Genomic DNA, 17,528 nt, shown 5'->3' on the forward strand with positions numbered 1-17,528 from the left:
CTATTTGATTGATGTTTTGTATTATTTTTGTGGTAAAAAATTATAACATTTACATGATTTCAAAAGGCTTTTTAAAATTTAAATTAGCTTAAATTATGGGTTGTTTGTGGGAATCTGCAAGTGGCTCACAAGACTATAATTCACCGCGCGGTCACTATTACGCGTTGCAAGACAATATCAATACCCTTCGTACGGGTGCTCCTGTGGATGCTAAAACAGGACCGCTTCCTACGGCATGTTGGACATGTAAATCTCCGGACGTTCCTCGTTTGATCGAAGAAGACGGCGAATTGGAGTTCTTTACGGGTAAATGGGCAAAATACGGTTCACAAATCGTCAACACGATTGGTTGTGCCAACTGCCATGACGACAAAACGGCGCAACTCAAAGTCCGTGTTCCTCAACTCAATCGTGCACTTCAAGCCGCTGGGTTAAAAACTTTTGAAGAGTCAACGCATCAAGAAAAACGCTCACTCGTTTGTGCGCAATGCCACGTTGAGTATTACTTCCAAAAAACAGAGTGGAAAGACGCTAAAGGCGATGCAAAAACGGCGATGGTCGTGACTTATCCATGGCATAACGGTATCGGTAAAGAGGGAAATGCCGGCGTTGAAGGGATGATCGAATACTACGACAAAATCGGCTTCTCCGACTGGACGAATAGCCTTTCTAAAACACCGATGCTCAAAGCGCAACACCCCGATTACGAGTTCTGGAAAACCGGAATTCACGGACAAAAAGGCGTTTCATGTGCAGACTGTCATATGCCTTATACGCAAGAAGGTGCGGTTAAATACTCCGATCACCAAGTCTTGATGAACCCGCTTAAAGCGATGGATCGTACATGTATGAACTGCCATAGAGAGAGCGAAGAGAAACTTAAAGGCATCGTTCATCAAAAATACGAGCGTAAAGAGTTCCTCAATAAAGTCGCATTGGACAACTTGGCAAAAGCACACCTTGAAACGGCAAAAGCGATCGAAGCGGGTGCTAATGACGACGAGCTTAAAGAGATTCGTAAACTCATTCGCCACGGTCAATTTAAAGTCGATATGGCGATCGCGGGTCACGGAAACTTCTTCCACGCTCCCGAAGAGACCTTACGTTTACTTGCCGCAGGTAGCGACGATGCTCAAAAAGCGCGCATCAAATTGGTCGGCGTACTTGCTAAACACGGCGTGATGGACTATATCGCTCCGGATTTCGATACCAAAGCCAAAGCGCAATCTTTAGCAAAAGTCGATATGGCAGCACTTTCAGCCGAAAAAATGAAGTTCAAACAAACGTTGGAACAAGAGTGGAAAAAAGAGGCGAAAGCCAAAGGTAGAGCCAACCCTGAGCTTTACAAAGATGTCGATACGATCGATAACGGTAAATCTTCGTGGAATAAGAAGTAATACTCTGTTAGCATCAACAGAAAAGCACCGTAGGTGCGAGGGCTTTCCGCCAAGGATTACCCAGTGTTAACGTAGTTCTGGAAGCTTTGCTTTCAGAGCGTATGAGAGAGTTCTTAATGAACTCGACTTTTGAAACGAAGGGGGTCTTCCCCTTCGTCTTTTATGTTATACTAAAGCCGCTTACGTCGAAGCTATTTTCGTATCCCATAAAGGCAAATTCGTGTTGATGAAGATATTAGGCTCGTACAAAACCATGCTTTTTCTTTTAAGCTTTCTTGCGTTGGGAGCGGCGGCGGCGACGTTTATCGAAAACGATTTCGGTACGGCAAGCGCACGCATGTACGTCTACAATACGTGGTGGTACGAAGCGTTGCTTGCCGCGGCGTGTTTAAACCTCGCGTCGGTCTTAGCGCGTACGCGAATGTACCTTGTGCATCGTGCCAAATTTCTCTTTCACGTTGCGTTGATCGTGATTCTCCTCGGTGCGGGATTGACGCGCTATTTCGGCGTTGAGGGGGTGATGAAAATTCGTGAAAACGCCACGGTCGATTTTATCGTCTCGAATGAAAAAAGCGACATCATCCAACTTCCTTTTGCTTTAAAACTCAACGATTTCGTTTTGGAACGTTACTACGGAAGCTCCGCGCCCTCGTCGTATGAGAGCAACGTCACGGTAATCGACGGCGATCGACGCTTCGACGATACGATTGCGATGAACCGTACGTTGGTCTATAAAGGCTACAAATTTTTTCAAACTTTTTACGATCCCGACGAAAAAGGAACGATCCTCTCGGTGACCAAAGACCCCGGCACGGAAGTGACTTACATCGGATACGCTTTGTTGTTTTTGGGTTTGATTTTAAATTTGTTCGATCCCAAATCGCGTTTTAGAATCCTCATCGCACACGCCCAAAAAAGTATGTTAAGCCTCGTTTTGCTGCTTCTAAGCACTCAAATACCGCTTTTTTCGCAAAGCGACTACGTGCAAAACTATTTGAACGAGCATCGAGAAAAGAGCCTTGAGGTCGCGAACGCTTTTGGGAAAGTCGTCGTGCAGTCGCGCATGGGACGCATGAAACCGTTTGATACTTTGGCACAAGAAGTGCTCTACAAACTAAGCGGTAAAAGTACGCTTGAGGGTATGAGCCCGACGCAAATTTCGTTAGGCATGCTCTCGCATCCGAGTTTATGGAAAAAACAGGCGATGATTCAAACAAAAACGCCTAAACTTCGTGCATTGATCGGGATTGCGAGCGATCAAAAACTGGCGTCTTTTGACGATTTTTTTGACGGATACCGCTACAAACTCGAAACCGAACTTCAAAAAGCGTTGGAGATGAAACCTTCGCATCGGGGCGTTTACGAGAACGATTTGATTAAAACGGACGAGCGTTTGAGCATCGCTTTTATGCTTTACCAAGGCGTTTTGTTTAAGATTTTCCCGATTCCAAACGACGCACACCGTACGTGGGTTGCTTTTGAGCAGATGTTTGCGCAAATTAACGTCGAAGAATCACAGGCTTTGCAGGAGAGTTCGACCGCCTTTATCGAAGCGTTGTTTGCGCGCGATTACGACAAAGCACTTTTACATGTCGACACGTTTACGCGGTTTCAAAACCGATACGGCGCGGACGTCATGCCCTCAAAGACGCACATCAACGTGGAAATTTTTTACAATAAACTGATGCTTTTCGAGCGTTTAACGCTTGCGTATATGGCGGTGGGATGTTTGTTGTTATGCGTTGCGTTCGGTCGCGTTTTTGCGCCGAAATTCTTTACATGTCGGTTTGATCGCGTGCTTTTTGGCGTCGTTGTCGCGCTCTTTGTCTTGCATACGCTCGGCTTGGCGTTGCGCTGGTACGTCAGTGCGCACGCGCCCTTTAGCGATACGTACGAATCCATCGTTTACATCGCGTGGTCGTGTCTGCTGTTTTGCATGCTCTTTTTGCGCCGCTTTATGTTCGCGCTTGCCGGATCGGTAATGATGGCGGCGATTTTTATGTTTACGGCGCATTTGGGGCACATCGACCCGGAAATTACGAACTTGGTTCCGGTGCTAAAATCCTTTTGGCTCTCCGTTCACGTGTCGATCATTACCGCTAGTTACGGCTTTTTGGCTTTGGGATGCGCGCTGGGTTTTTTCACGCTCATTCTCTTTACATGTAAGCCTTCCGAATCGATTGTTCGCCACATCAAACACCTCACGCTGATCAACGAAATTACCTTGATTATCGGGTTGAGCCTTTTGGTTATCGGCAATTTCTTAGGCGGCGTATGGGCGAACGAATCGTGGGGTCGGTATTGGGGTTGGGACCCTAAAGAGACGTGGGCGTATATTTCGATTATCGTCTATACGATCATCTTACATGTCAGGCTTCTTCCCAAGCTCTACTCACCGTATCTCTTTGCCGTCTTATCGCTTTTAGGATTTAGCGCGATCGTGATGACGTATTTCGGCGTCAATTTTTATTTGGCGGGCAAACATTCGTACGCTTCGGGCGATCCGGTTCCCGTGCCCTTTTGGGTGTACGCCTGCCTTGCGGGAATTTTAGCGTTGATCGTCGCGTCGTATCCTCATAAAACTTTAAAGAAGGAAGATCATGAAACTATTGTATAGCATTTTAGCCGCACTTGCCTGTTGCGTCGGACTCCACGCGGGCGATATTTACGAAGGCGTCGTCGTCGACGTGATGCAAGGCGGCGGTTACACCTACTTGCAGATCGACGATACGAAAAAACGGTATTGGATCGCGGTTGAGGGCGTTTCGCTCGAGAGAGGTACGGAAGTCCGTTTCCAAGAGGAGATGAAGGCTAAAAATTTTGAAAGTAAGGCGTTGGGTCGAACGTTTGACGAGTTGGTCTTCGCTTCCAATCTTCAATACCGCACCCACGTTCAAGAAGCGGGGAATCTTGCGTTGATCAATGCGTACGTCGAAGTATCGCCTTATCGGCAAAACGGTACGCTCAGCGTGAAAGAGGCGTGGGAACAACGAACGCAATTGAGCGGTAAAAGCGTTACGATTCGTGGCAAAGTCGTCAAAGCCTCTTCCGCGATTTTAGGACGCAATTGGATTCACATCCAAGACGGTACGGGCGTGAACCGTGAAGTCGGACGCATCGTTTTTACGTCTCAAGAATTGCCCAAAGTCGGTGATATCGTGACCGCGACGGGTATGGTTGCCGTTGACAAAAATTTCGGTTCGGGGTATATTTATAAGATAATCGTTGAAAACGCAACGTTTACAAAATAACACCCAAAGAGTCGCAGATGGCATTAACCGAACATGCCGCCTTAATCGCTCATTTGCCGATTTTTCAGTCGCTCGAAGAGGGCGACATCGAAAAAATCGCGCAGTTTAGCGGGGTCAAGCAGTACCAAAAAGGCGACGTTCTTTTTTACGAGAAAGACAGTAAAGACGCGGTGTATTATATTATCGACGGGTCGGTTAAATTTTACAAAGTCGATCGTTTCGAAAACGAGATTTTCTTGTACAAACTTTTCTCCAAATCGTTGATTTTCAACGTCTCAAAACTCATCGATAGCTTTTTTATCAGTTGTTACGCCAATGCCGAATTTTTAGAAAACAGCACGGTTTTAAGCATTCAAAGCGCGCCGTTTCGCGAGATGATCTACACGAACCATCGCCTTATGACCAAAATCCTCGAAGAGTCCTTTAAGATGATTCAGCAAATGCAGTGTATTATTAGCCGCGACGTCGTGTTTGACGGAACGGCGAAAGTCGCGCACATGTTGATCAACGATCTAGAGACGTTCAATGCCCTCAAAAAGCATGAAATCGCTTACATGTTGCACATTCAACCCGAAACGCTTTCGCGTATTTTAAACAAACTGACGCGTAACGGTGTGATCGAAATCGACAAAAACAACGTCGTTATTTTGAACGCTCAAGAACTTAAAGACATTTACGAATAGGCAAAACGATGATCAAACCTAAAACCATCAGCACCAAAATGAAGCTCGCCGGAGGCCTGCTCTCGTTCGTCATTATCGCCATTATCTCGTTAACCGTGATGATGAATCAGATGAGCAAAAAAGACTCTTATATCATCAACATCGCCGGCAAACAGCGTATGCTTTCGCAAAAAATGAGCAAAGAAGTCTTCTTTATCGTGCATCGTCAAGGGAATGATTTTCGTGAACTCAACACCGCGGTCGGGCTTTTTGAAAACAGTCTGAACGATCTGCTTTACGGCAACGACGCCAAAGGCATTTACGCGCCGCAAAACGAGAAAATCCAAGCCAAACTCGAAGAGGTGATGGCGTATTGGAAGCCTTTTAAACAAGAGGTCGAAGCCTTGAAAAGCGGCATTGAGTCGATTCGTTTGGATACCGAGGTTTTAACGCCGCGCATCGAAAAACTTTTGTTTCTCTCCGATGCGGTCGTGCAACGTATGGTCGCTGCCAATTTGAGTAACGTGCATATCGATCTTTCGGGTCGCCAACGTATGCTCTCTCAACGTATGGGACTGTACGCCAACCGCTATTTGCGAATGGCAAACGCGCAAGACTTGGTTATTTACGCCGACGCCAAAGCCTTGTACGATAAGACGATCAAAGGCTTTTTGAACGATCCTGCCGTGCAAAACGATCCGAAAGTCTACGGAGTCGTGAAAGAGACGAACGCGTATTGGGAAGAGTACGTCGTCTTTTTAGATCGTTTGATCGAAAAAGAGACACAGATCAACCGACACCTTGCGTATATTTACGAAAAAAATATTCAGCTTTTAAACGCGATGGACGAGGCGGTATGGCTCTATACCGACCATAGCGAACATAAAAACGATCTTTTCTTAAAGTTCCAATACATCGGCTTGTTGATCGGTTTGGTGATTATCCTCTATGCGTTCGTGATGACCAAAGAGGTCATCGAGCATCTGGAAGGTTTTGTGCAAAAAGCCAAAGAGTTGGCGCAAGGCGACGTTAACGTCGTCACGAAACACCATCTCAACCTCTCTTCCAACAGCGAAGACGAGCTTCAAGAAGCTTCCACGCACATCTCCCAATTCGTGCAAAAGGTCAACCTCGCGATGCAAGAGAGCGAAGACGCGCTTAAAAAAGCCGAAAACGCCGTGTCGCAACTCCAGCAAATCGCCGAAGAGGTCGAAGATGCAATTGAGGGTATGGGCATCGACGAAAACGAAAAAAAGACATTCGATAAAAACGTCAACGCCACCGAAGACATCGCGATCCAATCGGCGGAAAACCTCATTCACGTCAATAAAATGCTTCAAAAGCTCAAACGTAGCCTCAACCAAATGGTCGAAAACGGCACGACGGAGGGCAAAAAAAGCGAGTAAGCTTAATGCTTACATGTAAGCTATAAAAACTGGGTCACGATCGGCAAGAAAACAGCGATAAAAACGCCCACGAGTCCCATCGCCAAGGCGGAAAAGGCGGCGGCGTTTTCGCTGATCTCAAAGGCTCTAGCCGTTCCTACGGCGTGGGAGATGAGTCCGAGCGCGAAGCCTTTGGCGGCGTCATGTTTGATGCGCAACAGCTTAAAAATAAACGTGCCAAAAAGGGCTCCCAAAAGTCCCGTGATGACGACAAATCCGATGGCTAAAGAGGCATTGGCTCCGATGTCGTGCGCGGTGATGAGCGTAATGGGAGCGGTGACGGACTTGGTGGTCATCGAGAGCATCGTAATTTTGGAAGCACCCAAAAGCCATAAAATACCCACAGCACTTAAAATCGTAAAAATCCCACCGACAAAAAGCGTGATGAAAATAGGCAAAAGGTATGCATGAATCAGTTTGAGATTTTTGTACAAGGGAAGCGCAAGTGCCACCGTAGCAGGTCCTAGAAAAAAGTGCAAAATGCTGACCGATTCAAAATACTGTTTGTAAGGAATGTGCGCGATAATCAGAATGGGAAGCATAATGACATACGCGATCACAATAGGCTGTAATAACGCATGTTTACCCGTTTTTTCGTAAATCAAAATCCCCACTTTATACGCACTCATCGTGACGATAATCCACGTTAAAGGCGTACTCGTGATATACGCCATGAGCGCATCGACATTCATCGCTCTTCCTTTTTTGAAATTAACATATCCATCAGTTTCACGCTAAAAGCGAGCGATAAAAACGTGCCTACAATCAAGGAAGCCAGAATGGCAAACAGTTCGTTTGAAATCGTCTCGACCTGTGTGATGATGCCCGCCGCGGCTGGGATAATAAACAACGGCAAATAGCGCAACAACCAAAATACGGCATTGTCAAGCGCGTGAAAGCTTCCCTTGCGGATGACTAAAAAAAGCAAGAGTAAGACCATACCGATGATAGGGCCTGGGATTTTAAGCTCAAAAAGTTTGCTGATGCACTCTCCCGTAAATTGAAAGAGCAAAAGGGTCAAGATACCGTGTAACATGGCGTTCCTAAAGGGTGGTATGAAAAAAGATTATTATACAAAATTTAGTCCCGATGTGCTTGATAGCGTTTGATGAAACGCTTCGGAGAGACGCCTAGCCAAAATAAAAAGCTTAAAACGCGGTTGCGAAGCGTCGTGTACACAAAGCCTTCTTGATGCCATCTTCGCGAAGAGGTCAACACCGTTTCGCTTCGTATGACGATCGGTACATGTTGCCTTTTGAGGCGTCGCATGATCTCCACGTCTTCCATCAACGCAATGTCGGCAAAACCGCCTTGTTCGCGTAGAAACGGCGTCGAAAAAAAGAGGGCTTGGTCGCCGTAGGGAACGCGTGTCAGCTTTGCGCGGAGATTGGCGGCGTTTTCGATGAAACGAAACCACGGATGCGCATCGTCGATCGCCAATGAAAACGCTCCCGCGCAAACGACATGTAAGGTTTCTTCGACCAAACGATCCCAAGCGTCGGGAAGCAGCGTGTCCGCGTGTAAAAACAGCACGATTTCTCCTTGTGCCATTAAAAGCCCTTCGTTCATCTGCGCGGCACGCCCTTGTCGGCTAAGTCCGATGCGAACGTTTTCCAATGCCACGGCATCGACGGTGGTTCTCTCATCGGTGTCGACGACGATGATTTCGACGGAAGCCGTTTGCGCTCGTTGACGCGTTTGAGCAATAATCTTTCGTAACCGCTCATCTTCGCGATACACGGGCAAGACGACGCTGATACGCGGGAGTGTTTTTAAGAGCGTTTGCGCGTAGGTATGAAACGCAAAAGAGGCTTTAAAGGCAAGGGCTCTGAGGTCGTCCAAGGTATCGAGGTCGTGAAGCGTTTTGCCTTGAGCGACCACAAGAGGAAAAAGCGCATCGAGCGTTTTGGCAAAAACGTCGCTTTGCGAATAGACGATATGCTTAAATGCTTTGGGCGTGAAGGTCGTTGCGTGAAAGCCGATGAGGTAATAGCCGCCGTCATACGTCGGTGAGCAAATCGCATCGTGTAAAGAAAGCGCATCAAACGCTTCGTTTAAAAGCGGCGCGTCGACGTCGGGAATATCCGCTCCGACCAAAACGACGCGCTCGTAGCCTTGCGCAAAACAGTGCCGAAACGCGTTTTGCATGCGTGCTCCCAAGCCTTCGCCTTCTTGAAAAAAAAGACCGAAAGAGCCTTCAAACGGAGGCATAGTGTGCTGTGCGTCGCCGTAAGCGATGAAACGATCGACGGTTCCGTCGACTTCAAGCCTTAAAAGCCGTTCGCACAAAAGCGTGTAGCATCGAGTCGCCGCTTGGGTGCCGATGCTTTTCGCAAGGCGCGTTTTGACGTCGCCTTCCTTGGGGGCTTTGAGAAAATAAATTAGCGCGTTTTTGGGCATAAACGACGCTCCACGCGTGCGAGAAAATCTTCAAGCGATTCTACATGTAAGCATGCTTCGACCAAATCGATCGCCAAGGTTTCGCTTAACGCATACGCTTGGGCTTTTTGCGATACGTTCGGTAAGGCTTCGAGCGGCTTGGCTTTCGCCGGAACGAGCAAGCGACGGTACAGTTCCGCACCGCAAAAACCGACGCTTTCGCGTAAAAACGCTAACGAGACGGTGTGCGCACGCGCCTCAAAACCGCGAAACAAGGCTTGTATGCGTTTTGTGTAGTGCACTGCTTGATCGCTACAATAGGCATGAATCTCGTCAAAAAGAATGTGTGCGATCAAAACACCCGCGTCAAATCCCAAAGGACCGAAAAAGGCGAACTCCGCATCGATGATTTTGAGATCGCAGCCATCACTCATGACCGATCCCGTATGCAAATCACCGTGTAAAAGGTGCTCTTTGGCTTCTAAAAAACGCGTCCTAAGCCAAGCGATCGTCGCCTCGAAATGCCGACTTTTCGGGCGCGGCGTGAAGTAGGGAACGCGAACGAGGGCGGGATGATCGGCGATGTGGGGAAAGCAAAAAATATACTCGTCGCTGATACGCTTCAACGCCGCGTTCTCGTAATAACCCTCCAAACGAGGCGGCGGCGTATTTAAAAAAAGCAAAGCTAAAAAATCGCCCAGTTTTTCGTAAATGCAAAGCGGCACGTCGGAGCGGTTTTGCATCAAACGAAACTCCCGCAAATCTTCCATGGCAAAGCAGAAACGCTCCTCGTCGCACAGGTAAACGTGCGGTACGTACGAAGGCGCGACGGTTTGAAAATAACGCATCGTATGCATCTCCGCGCAGATACGTTCTTGCGTCAAGGCAAACGTCTCTCCTAGCATACGAAGGTAAGGCGGCGCATGCTTGATAATCAACGAATTTCCGGATACGCCTTGTACACGAAAGATAAAATTTAAATTACCTCCGCCGATTTCATAAACATCGTAACGATCGTGCTTTAATACTTTCCCTAAAACGCTTTGCGCGGCTACGTAACGCGCAATATCTTCAACTGTCATACGAGAGAACGCTCCTTTTAAAACAACGGCACTTTTTAAATCAGTCAAGAAACGTTGACCGATTTAACCTCGTTGTAAGTTACAAAAGTTTATCATTGTACCACATCATGTAACGGCTTAAGGCTTAAGCGTACATCAAAAAAGACATGACCTCCTTTGTGCTCTTCTTTGTCATACTTCCCACTTTAGGTTCGTTACATGTCATTTCCTAAAGGAGTAATCCATGAAAATACTCGCGATAAGCGCAGTGGTATTGACGGCTTTGTTGACGCTTGGTTGCGGCGGTAAAGTCAAAGAAAATGCCAAATACAACTACATTACCGCCGACGAAACGGCAAAGTTGATGCGTGAGGACGCTTCCAAACTCGTGTTAGTCGACATTCAAGAAAAACCCGATTTTGAAGAGGAACATCTCAAAGGTGCTATTTCAACGTATGCCTATCCGGTTAAAACCGATGCGGAAAAAGCACGTTTAGCGGAGCTTTTGCCGAACATTAAACCCGATCAAAAAGTGGTCATCGTCTGCCCAAGAGGCGGCGGAGGAGCCGATAGAGCGTATGATTTTTACTTGGAAAAAGGGCTCAAAAAAGAGCAACTCTTTACGCTTAAAGGCGGTCAATACGAATGGCCGAGAGATAAAATTAAAGACGTGTTAGACAAATAATGACGCGAATGCACAAACGGGCGGTACTGCTTTTAAGCGGTATCGTTCTCATCGCCTTAATAGTGCTTCCCAGCTCTCGTGCACTGTTTTTAGGCTGGATCGCGCTTTTTCAAGGGCTCGATTTGGAAGTGATTAAGGCGTATATTTTATCGTTCGGGGTTTGGGCACCGTTGATTTCGTTTGCGCTGATGGTGTTTCAATCGGTCATGGCACCTTTGCCGGCGTTTCTCATTACCTTTGCCAATGCGGCGTTGTTCGGTTGGCTTTGGGGTGCGGCACTTTCGTGGACGAGTGCGATGGCGGGCGCGCTTTTGTGTTTTTACATCGCTCGATTTTTAGGGCGCGAAGTCGTCGAAAAACTAACCTCGAAGATGGCGTTGGAAAGCGTGGACGCTTTTTTTGAAAAACACGGCGTGTACGCGATTTTGATTGCGCGATTGCTTCCGTTTATCTCTTTTGACGTGGTCAGTTACGCCGCGGGGTTGACGTCGATGCGCCTTAGCTCGTTTGTGATCGCTACGGGCATCGGGCAATTACCGGCGACGCTCGTGTATTCGTATGCCGGAGAGATGTTAACGGGCGGGGCGAGAACGTTCGTGTACGGCTTGTTGATTCTTTTTTCCGTGACGATTTTGGTCTATCTCATCCAACGGGTGTATCGTGGACGCTAAGATTGCGCAGTATCTTGAAACGTGCTTGGACTGTAAGGCGTGCATGAAAGGGTGTCCGATGCTGTACGCGCACACCGATTCGCCTAAAAATTTACTGCTTCGCTTTACGCGCGAAAAACCGAGCTCAGCAACGGCATTTTCGTGTGCGTCGTGCGGTTTGTGCGCGCACGTGTGCCCGAAAGATATTGATTTTGGGGCACTCTTTCAAGGCACGAAAGAACACTACGCCGCCGATCAAAAGGTTTTGAAAAAATACGGTTACGGTGCGGTCATGTTTCACCAAAAACAGAGTTTTTCAAAACGTTTTTCAACGCTCAAATCGTTTACGGCTGGAGCGTATAGGCATATGGCGTTTATGCCCGGATGCGCCCTTGCTTCGTACTCGCCTTCGCTGATTTATACGGTTTTCGATTATTTGCGTTCACAATTGCCCGGTATCGGCATCATTCAACAGTGTTGCGGTACGCCCACGCGGATGATGGGCGATACGGCACAGTTTCACATCTACCGATCGCGCTTGGAGAGCGACCTTGCCGCAATGGGAGCGACGACGGTCGTCACGGCATGCGAAAATTGCTATATGAGTATCAAAAACCATTCGCCGCATATCACGATCGTATCGCTCTATTCGCTTTTAAACGAGATCGGCGTTCCCAAAACCGCGATCGATCGCTACCGTTCGTACGATGCGGTTGCTCTGCACGATCCTTGTCCCACGCGCTTTGAGAGCGCATTACAAGAGGACGTGAGGGCTTTAATGCATACGATCGGTCTTTCGTTTGAAGAGTTCAAATTTAACCGCGATAAAACGCAGTGTTGCGGAAGCGGAGGTATGATGGAACTGAGCGCGCCGCATCTTGCCCAAGCGCAGATGCAAAGCAGAGCCGCTCAAACGCAATGCGAAAGCATCGTGAGCTACTGCCAAAGTTGCGCCGAGTCGATGAGCAAAGGCGGCAAAAACGGGCTTCATCTGTTGGACTTTATCTTTATGCCGCATCGCCTCAAGCGTCAAGCCAAGCAAGGCGTTCTTAAAAAGTGGTACAACCGTTACCGTTCACGTCGTATGATCGAACGCTTGTAAGCGCGTTTTGAAAAGGATTTTCCATGAAAAAAGCACTTCTTTTTTTGGCGTTCGGGCTTTTAATGTTTTTTTTCTACCGAAGCGGTATTCTCTCGTTTGAACAAGTCGAAGCGATTAAGGCGTTCGTTTTGAGCTTCGGTATGTATGCGCCGCTGATTTTTATTGTACTCTTTACGTTAGCGCCGCTCGTATTTTTTCCCGACGGGATTTTAGCGTTGGCGGGCGGACTCATTTTCGGCTTTACGATAGGCAGCGTTTACATTATCGTCGGTGCGCTTTGCGGCGGGTCGTTGTCGTTTTTCCTTGCCCGTTGGTACGGCAAAAAGATGCATGAAAAGCTCTCGAACGAGAAGCTGATTCATTTTCATCGCAGTGTACAGTCTCACGGTTTTTTGATGATTTTACTGTTGCGCTTGGTGCCATTGGTTCCGTTTAACATCATCAGCTATTCGGCGGGTTTTTCGACGATTCGCTACCGCGATTTTTTCTTTGCGACATTTTTAGGTATGATGCCCGGCGTATTCGTCTATGCCAATATCGGCGCAAAAACTTTAGCGTTCGGTACGACGGATTTTTGGATGAGTATCGCGTTGATGGTTCTTTTAGTCATTGTCTCGATGCTCCTTCGAGGCTATGTTCAAAAACGAGTGAAGAGGTATGAGACCCGTGAGTTACACTGAAACGATCCGTGAAGAGATGAACGATTTTAAGGCTTCATGGCAAAAAATTGCGTATAAAAACCGTGCGATCTACGTCTACGAGCACGGTGCCGATTGGTTTATTCCCAATGCCGAAGCCGACTTTTTACTGCAACAAGGCGACGTGCATTTTCAAAAACGTATCGCCCTACCCAATCCGCGCGTTTATCGTCCTAAGTACGAAACGAAAGCCCCCGCTCTAGCGGAATTTTGGATTCACCTGACCAACCGATGCAATCTGACATGTAAGCATTGTCTGTTTAGTTCTTCGCCCGAAGAGAGTGACATGTTAGCCTTTGAAACGATTCAAAAACATCTGCAAGAAGCGTATGCGCTCGGGTGTCGTTTGTTTATCGTTACCGGCGGCGAACCTTTGGTGCATCCGCGCTTTTTAGAGCTGATCGAGACGATTTTGAACTACGAAGCGACGAACGTCGTTGTCCTTACAAACGGCGTTTTGGTGCAAAAAGTTTTTTCAGCCGCTTCGTATGATTCCAAACGTCTTTTGTTTCAAATCAGCGTAGACGGACTGGAAGCCGAACACGACGCGCTTCGAGGTAAAGGTACGTTTGCCAAGGTCTTGCGTAACGCGGCATGGCTTCGAGACAACGCGTATGCGTTTTCGTTCTCTTTTTGCGTTCATCCCCAAAACCTTCATACGCTTTTAGGCCTGATCGATACGACGAAAAATGCGGGAGCGACGCATCTGCATCTGTTATGGTATTTTGTGCACGGACGCGGGAGTGACACTCCTATCGTGCCGACGGACGTACTGTTGGAAGCGTTACTCAAAGCTTACATGTACGCATGCGAACACGGCGTTACGATCGACAATTTTGAAGCGTTAAAAACCCAAATTTTTGCCCCCAAAGGCACGGTTCACGACGGTTCGAGTTCCGGACGCAGTTCCGTGGCTTTAGGCTATGACGGACGGTTTTATCCGAGTGCGGCAACCGTTGGGGAATGCGAATTGGTGATGCGAGGCGATACGATTGCCGAAGCTTTGAAAAGCGAGACGGCCGAACGCATCGCCCGAAGTTCCGTCGTCGATTTGAAAACGCCGTTACGGTTTTTATTGGGAGGCGGCGATTTGGATCATAGTTTCAATCATGCCCGAACTTTGATGGGCGATGATCCTTATGAGCCTTTAATGCGTGCTTTGGCGATGGAAATGATGCTTGCCGAGGCGGCTTCGTACGAACCGAAAAAAGCCGGTTTGTGTTTGGAAATGGGCGACATTTTGTACACTTGCGGCGCGCATGAGGGGGTGGCGCACACGCATGCGAATTGTATGATCGCCACCGGAGAAAGCGAATCGCTTCGCATCGTTAAAGCGTTTTACCATGATGCGGCGTTGGAAGATAAAGAGGATATTTTAAATCCCGTATGCTACGATGCGGCGTTACTCTCACATATTCCCGAGGCGTTGCGCTTTCGAGGCTACGGTTGCGGCAGTCCGATTCTCGAAGCCGATTTAAAAGAGGGCGAGACGATGCTCGATCTAGGTTCGGGTCGAGGCGTGGAGTGCTTCATCGCTTCCAAACTCGTGGGAAAAAACGGACGCGTTATCGGCGTCGATATGCTTCCCTCGATGTTGCGTATCGCCCAAGAGGGCGCAAAAGCGGTCGCCCAAAACCTCGGATACGACAATCTATCGTTTTATCAAGGCTATTTGGAAGCCTTACCCTTAGAAGATGCCAGCGTCGACGTCGTAACTTCCAATTGCGTGCTCAATCTCTCTACGCACAAACGCAAACTCTTCGCACAAATCTTTCGCGTTTTAAAAGAGGGCGGAAGGCTCGTCGTTTCGGACGTCGTGTGCGACGAAGAAGCGAGTGCGGGTATTAAAAACGACGCCACACTCGGCGGCGAGTGCATCGCGGGCGCTTTGAGCCAAACGCATTTAACGGGTTTACTTGCCGAGAGCGGTTTTACGAACGTTCGTTTAGTGAAACGCTTTTTTTACCGCGAAGTGCAAGGGCATCCTTTTTATTCGTTGAGTTTTGAAGCGTACAAACCCTCGCATGAAACGTACGTCGACGTGATGTACAAGGGTGAGGGAGAGCGTTTGATCCTCGAAGAGGGTATCGTCCTTTACAAAGGCGTTAAAACCAAAGTTCGAGCCCGTACGGCAAAGGCATTGCAAAGCGTTTTATTTTGTTTCGACGCAGAGGGTAACATCGTCAATCAAGAAGGCGGTGCTTGCAACTGTGCGCTCCCTCCGGAATCGAAACGACCTTTAGAAAGCCTTGCTGCGGAAAGTTTTGGGCTCATAGCACCTAAAGCCGCGCACGATTGTATGGTCTGTAAAGCACCTTTGCACTATGAAACGACGGAGCAAGAGCTCGCGTGCCATTATTGTCATAGCGTACATCTAAGTAGCGTGACATGTGAAAACGGGCACTACGTGTGCGACGCTTGCCACGCTAAAGACGCACTTGCGGTTATCGAGCATTTGTGCCGAAGCTCTCAAGAACGCGACATGTTAAAGCTTTTTAAGCAGATCAGGGCGCATCCGAGCATTCCCAAACACGGTCCAGAACACCATGCGATGGTACCTGCCATCATTGTGACCGCTTATCGCAATAGCGGCGGTAAACTTCCCGAAAATGCGCTCAAAACGGCTCTTTCGAGGGGTTCAAGCGTGATCGGAGGCGCGTGCGGATTTTTAGGAATGTGCGGCGCGGCGGCGGGTGTGGGAATCGGATTTGCGATTTTGCTGGAAGCCTCGCCCGTGGCAAAAACGGCACGTTCTCAAGCGCAAAAAGTAACGCATGCGGTTTTGGGCAAAATTGCCGAATACGAAGCGGCGCGCTGCTGCAACCGAGAAGTCTGGACGGCACTCACGATCGCCTCTTCCTTGTCGGAAAATTTCTTACATGTCAGGCTTTTGGCGGAAGAGCAGACGAAGTGTGACCAGAAGAAATTTAATGCGTATTGCTACGGCAAAAAGTGCCCGATATTTTAGGATAATTGTGGGTTAAGATGGCGTAGCGCGTATGGATTCCTTTCGCGATGCTCTTGTTCGGTATCGGCGAGAGAGCGACGCTTTTTATGATCGCGATGAGCGCGTTTCCCCTGATTTTTATGCACACGGCATTAGCACTTCATTCGATTCCCGCTCAAACGTTTTCCATGGCAAAGATGATGAACCTCTCTTCGTTTCGACTTTTTTTTACGCTCATCCTGCCCTTATGCGCTTTGCCGATCTTAACGGGACTTCGTTTGGGACTGGCTATCGGTTGGCGCGTATTGATCGCGGCGGAGATGGTCGTCGGCAGTAGCGTGGGGCTGGGCTATGCCATTATCCCATCGCGTTGGTCGCTTGATTTTGAAGTCGTGTTTATCTCCATCGGCTTGATCTGTGCGGTGGGAATCGTTGCGGAAAAATGGGGATTTAGGGTTTTGGAAAAGAAAATTTTACAGCGGGTAGGCAATGGTTGAACTCTTAGCCGAAGGTTTAAGCAAAGCCTATTTTTTAGCCCATGAAAACCGTTGCGTCGTTGCCGTTCAAAAGATCGATCTGACGTTACATGTAGGAGAATGCATCTCTATCGTAGGCGAGAGCGGTTGCGGCAAATCGACCTTGCTTCGTCTGTTTACGGGGTTTGAGACGCCTAATAGCGGTACGGTATTGCACCGCGACGAAGCCGTTGTCGCACCGCATCATTCGCGCAGTTTCATTCCGCAAGATTCGGGGCTTTTTGTATGGTTAAGCATCGAAGAAAACGTGATTTTACCGTTGCATCGTACCGCGCTTTCCAAAAATCAAAAGCGAGAAAAAGCCCAAGAATGTATGGAAAAAACGGGCATTGCTTCGTTTGCGAAAGCCTATCCGCGAGAGATTTCGGGCGGTATGAAACAACGAGCCGCACTTGCACGTGCCCTTGCGATGGAGTCTAAACTCATTTTGATGGATGAGCCTTTTTCCGCGCTTGACGAGGTGGGACGAGAGATGATGGACGAAGCGATGCAGCGCTTTTTTAGCGAAAATCGCATTAGCGCGGTTTTGGTGACGCACTCGCTTCGCGAAGCTTTGTTATTGGGTGATAGAGTGGTGCTGATGCACGGACGACCCGGTCGTATTTTAGAGGTTGTGACGCCGCAAACGCCCAAGGAACAACGTAACGCTTCCTTAAAAATCAAGCATCTTTACGAAACGATTTTGGGACGTTTGAAAGAGGCTAAAGCCCTCTAG

At 48.1% G+C, this 17,528-nt stretch carries 16 protein-coding genes; 12 read left to right on the forward strand and 4 right to left on the reverse strand.

Annotated elements, in window-relative coordinates; all coding sequences use genetic code 11:
* The first annotated feature begins 95 nt into the window (after positions 1-95).
* The 5 genes from OA34_RS11430 (at position 96) to OA34_RS11450 (ending at position 6,716) form a co-directional block, all read left to right on the forward strand.
* Positions 96-1,397, forward strand: a complete 1,302-nt coding sequence (locus tag OA34_RS11430) for an ammonia-forming cytochrome c nitrite reductase subunit c552 (RefSeq protein ID WP_286683013.1) — start codon at positions 96-98, stop codon at positions 1,395-1,397.
* A 226-nt stretch (positions 1,398-1,623) separates the two neighbouring features.
* Positions 1,624-4,014, forward strand: a complete 2,391-nt coding sequence (locus OA34_RS11435) for a cytochrome c biogenesis protein CcsA (RefSeq protein WP_039675537.1) — start codon at positions 1,624-1,626, stop codon at positions 4,012-4,014.
* Entirely contained in the window at positions 3,998-4,648 is a 651-nt protein-coding gene (locus OA34_RS11440; RefSeq protein WP_039675475.1) for a hypothetical protein, read from the forward strand. The genes OA34_RS11435 and OA34_RS11440 overlap by 17 nt, the downstream gene beginning before the upstream one ends.
* A gap of 17 nt (positions 4,649-4,665) precedes the next feature.
* The gene (locus tag OA34_RS11445) at positions 4,666-5,331 is read left to right on the forward strand and encodes a Crp/Fnr family transcriptional regulator (RefSeq protein WP_039675477.1); all 666 of its coding nucleotides are present in this window, start codon (positions 4,666-4,668) and stop codon (positions 5,329-5,331) included.
* An 8-nt stretch (positions 5,332-5,339) separates the two neighbouring features.
* The gene (locus OA34_RS11450) at positions 5,340-6,716 is read left to right on the forward strand and encodes a type IV pili methyl-accepting chemotaxis transducer N-terminal domain-containing protein (protein ID WP_039675478.1); all 1,377 of its coding nucleotides are present in this window, start codon (positions 5,340-5,342) and stop codon (positions 6,714-6,716) included.
* A 20-nt stretch (positions 6,717-6,736) separates the two neighbouring features.
* Here the strand turns inward: OA34_RS11450 and OA34_RS11455 are convergent, their stop codons facing one another.
* Genes OA34_RS11455 through OA34_RS11470 form a run of 4 tightly spaced genes read right to left on the reverse strand, consistent with a single transcriptional unit; the run spans position 6,737 to position 10,216 of the window.
* Entirely contained in the window at positions 6,737-7,447 is a 711-nt protein-coding gene (locus OA34_RS11455) for an LrgB family protein (protein WP_039675480.1), read from the reverse strand.
* A complete protein-coding gene (locus OA34_RS11460; RefSeq protein WP_039675482.1) occupies positions 7,444-7,791 on the reverse strand; it encodes a CidA/LrgA family protein in 348 nt (115 codons plus the stop codon). Before OA34_RS11460 ends, OA34_RS11455 begins: the two co-directional genes overlap by 4 nt.
* 44 nt (positions 7,792-7,835) lie before the next feature.
* On the reverse strand, positions 7,836-9,155 hold the full coding sequence (locus OA34_RS13795) for a TIGR04283 family arsenosugar biosynthesis glycosyltransferase (protein WP_286683014.1): 1,320 nt from the start codon (positions 9,153-9,155) through the stop codon (positions 7,836-7,838).
* Complete coding sequence (locus tag OA34_RS11470) at positions 9,137-10,216, reverse strand: phosphotransferase (RefSeq protein ID WP_039675484.1); 1,080 nt, start codon at positions 10,214-10,216, stop codon at positions 9,137-9,139. The genes OA34_RS13795 and OA34_RS11470 overlap by 19 nt, the downstream gene beginning before the upstream one ends.
* Before the next feature lie 223 nt (positions 10,217-10,439).
* Between OA34_RS11470 and OA34_RS11475 the strand changes: the two genes are divergently transcribed.
* Genes OA34_RS11475 through OA34_RS11505 form a run of 7 tightly spaced genes read left to right on the forward strand, consistent with a single transcriptional unit; the run spans position 10,440 to position 17,528 of the window.
* On the forward strand, positions 10,440-10,880 hold the full coding sequence (locus OA34_RS11475; protein ID WP_052435265.1) for a rhodanese-like domain-containing protein: 441 nt from the start codon (positions 10,440-10,442) through the stop codon (positions 10,878-10,880).
* Positions 10,880-11,551, forward strand: coding sequence for a TVP38/TMEM64 family protein (locus OA34_RS11480; RefSeq protein ID WP_039675486.1), 672 nt, complete (start codon positions 10,880-10,882; stop codon positions 11,549-11,551). Before OA34_RS11475 ends, OA34_RS11480 begins: the two co-directional genes overlap by 1 nt.
* Positions 11,541-12,632 (forward strand): (Fe-S)-binding protein, encoded by a 1,092-nt coding sequence (locus OA34_RS11485; RefSeq protein WP_286683015.1) that lies wholly within the window; start codon positions 11,541-11,543, stop codon positions 12,630-12,632. The genes OA34_RS11480 and OA34_RS11485 overlap by 11 nt, the downstream gene beginning before the upstream one ends.
* Positions 12,633-12,655: 23 nt before the next feature.
* Positions 12,656-13,312: a TVP38/TMEM64 family protein gene (locus tag OA34_RS11490; protein ID WP_039675490.1), complete on the forward strand. Its 657-nt coding sequence runs from the start codon at positions 12,656-12,658 to the stop codon at positions 13,310-13,312.
* Positions 13,290-16,298 (forward strand): DUF5714 domain-containing protein, encoded by a 3,009-nt coding sequence (locus OA34_RS11495; RefSeq protein ID WP_286683016.1) that lies wholly within the window; start codon positions 13,290-13,292, stop codon positions 16,296-16,298. The genes OA34_RS11490 and OA34_RS11495 overlap by 23 nt, the downstream gene beginning before the upstream one ends.
* Positions 16,299-16,345: 47 nt before the next feature.
* Complete coding sequence (locus tag OA34_RS11500; RefSeq protein ID WP_254376495.1) at positions 16,346-16,774, forward strand: ABC transporter permease; 429 nt, start codon at positions 16,346-16,348, stop codon at positions 16,772-16,774.
* The gene (locus OA34_RS11505) at positions 16,767-17,528 is read left to right on the forward strand and encodes an ABC transporter ATP-binding protein (RefSeq protein WP_039675492.1); all 762 of its coding nucleotides are present in this window, start codon (positions 16,767-16,769) and stop codon (positions 17,526-17,528) included. The genes OA34_RS11500 and OA34_RS11505 overlap by 8 nt, the downstream gene beginning before the upstream one ends.

Source organism: Sulfurospirillum sp. MES (genome assembly GCF_000789415.1).
GTDB classification, from domain to species: domain Bacteria; phylum Campylobacterota; class Campylobacteria; order Campylobacterales; family Sulfurospirillaceae; genus Sulfurospirillum; species Sulfurospirillum cavolei.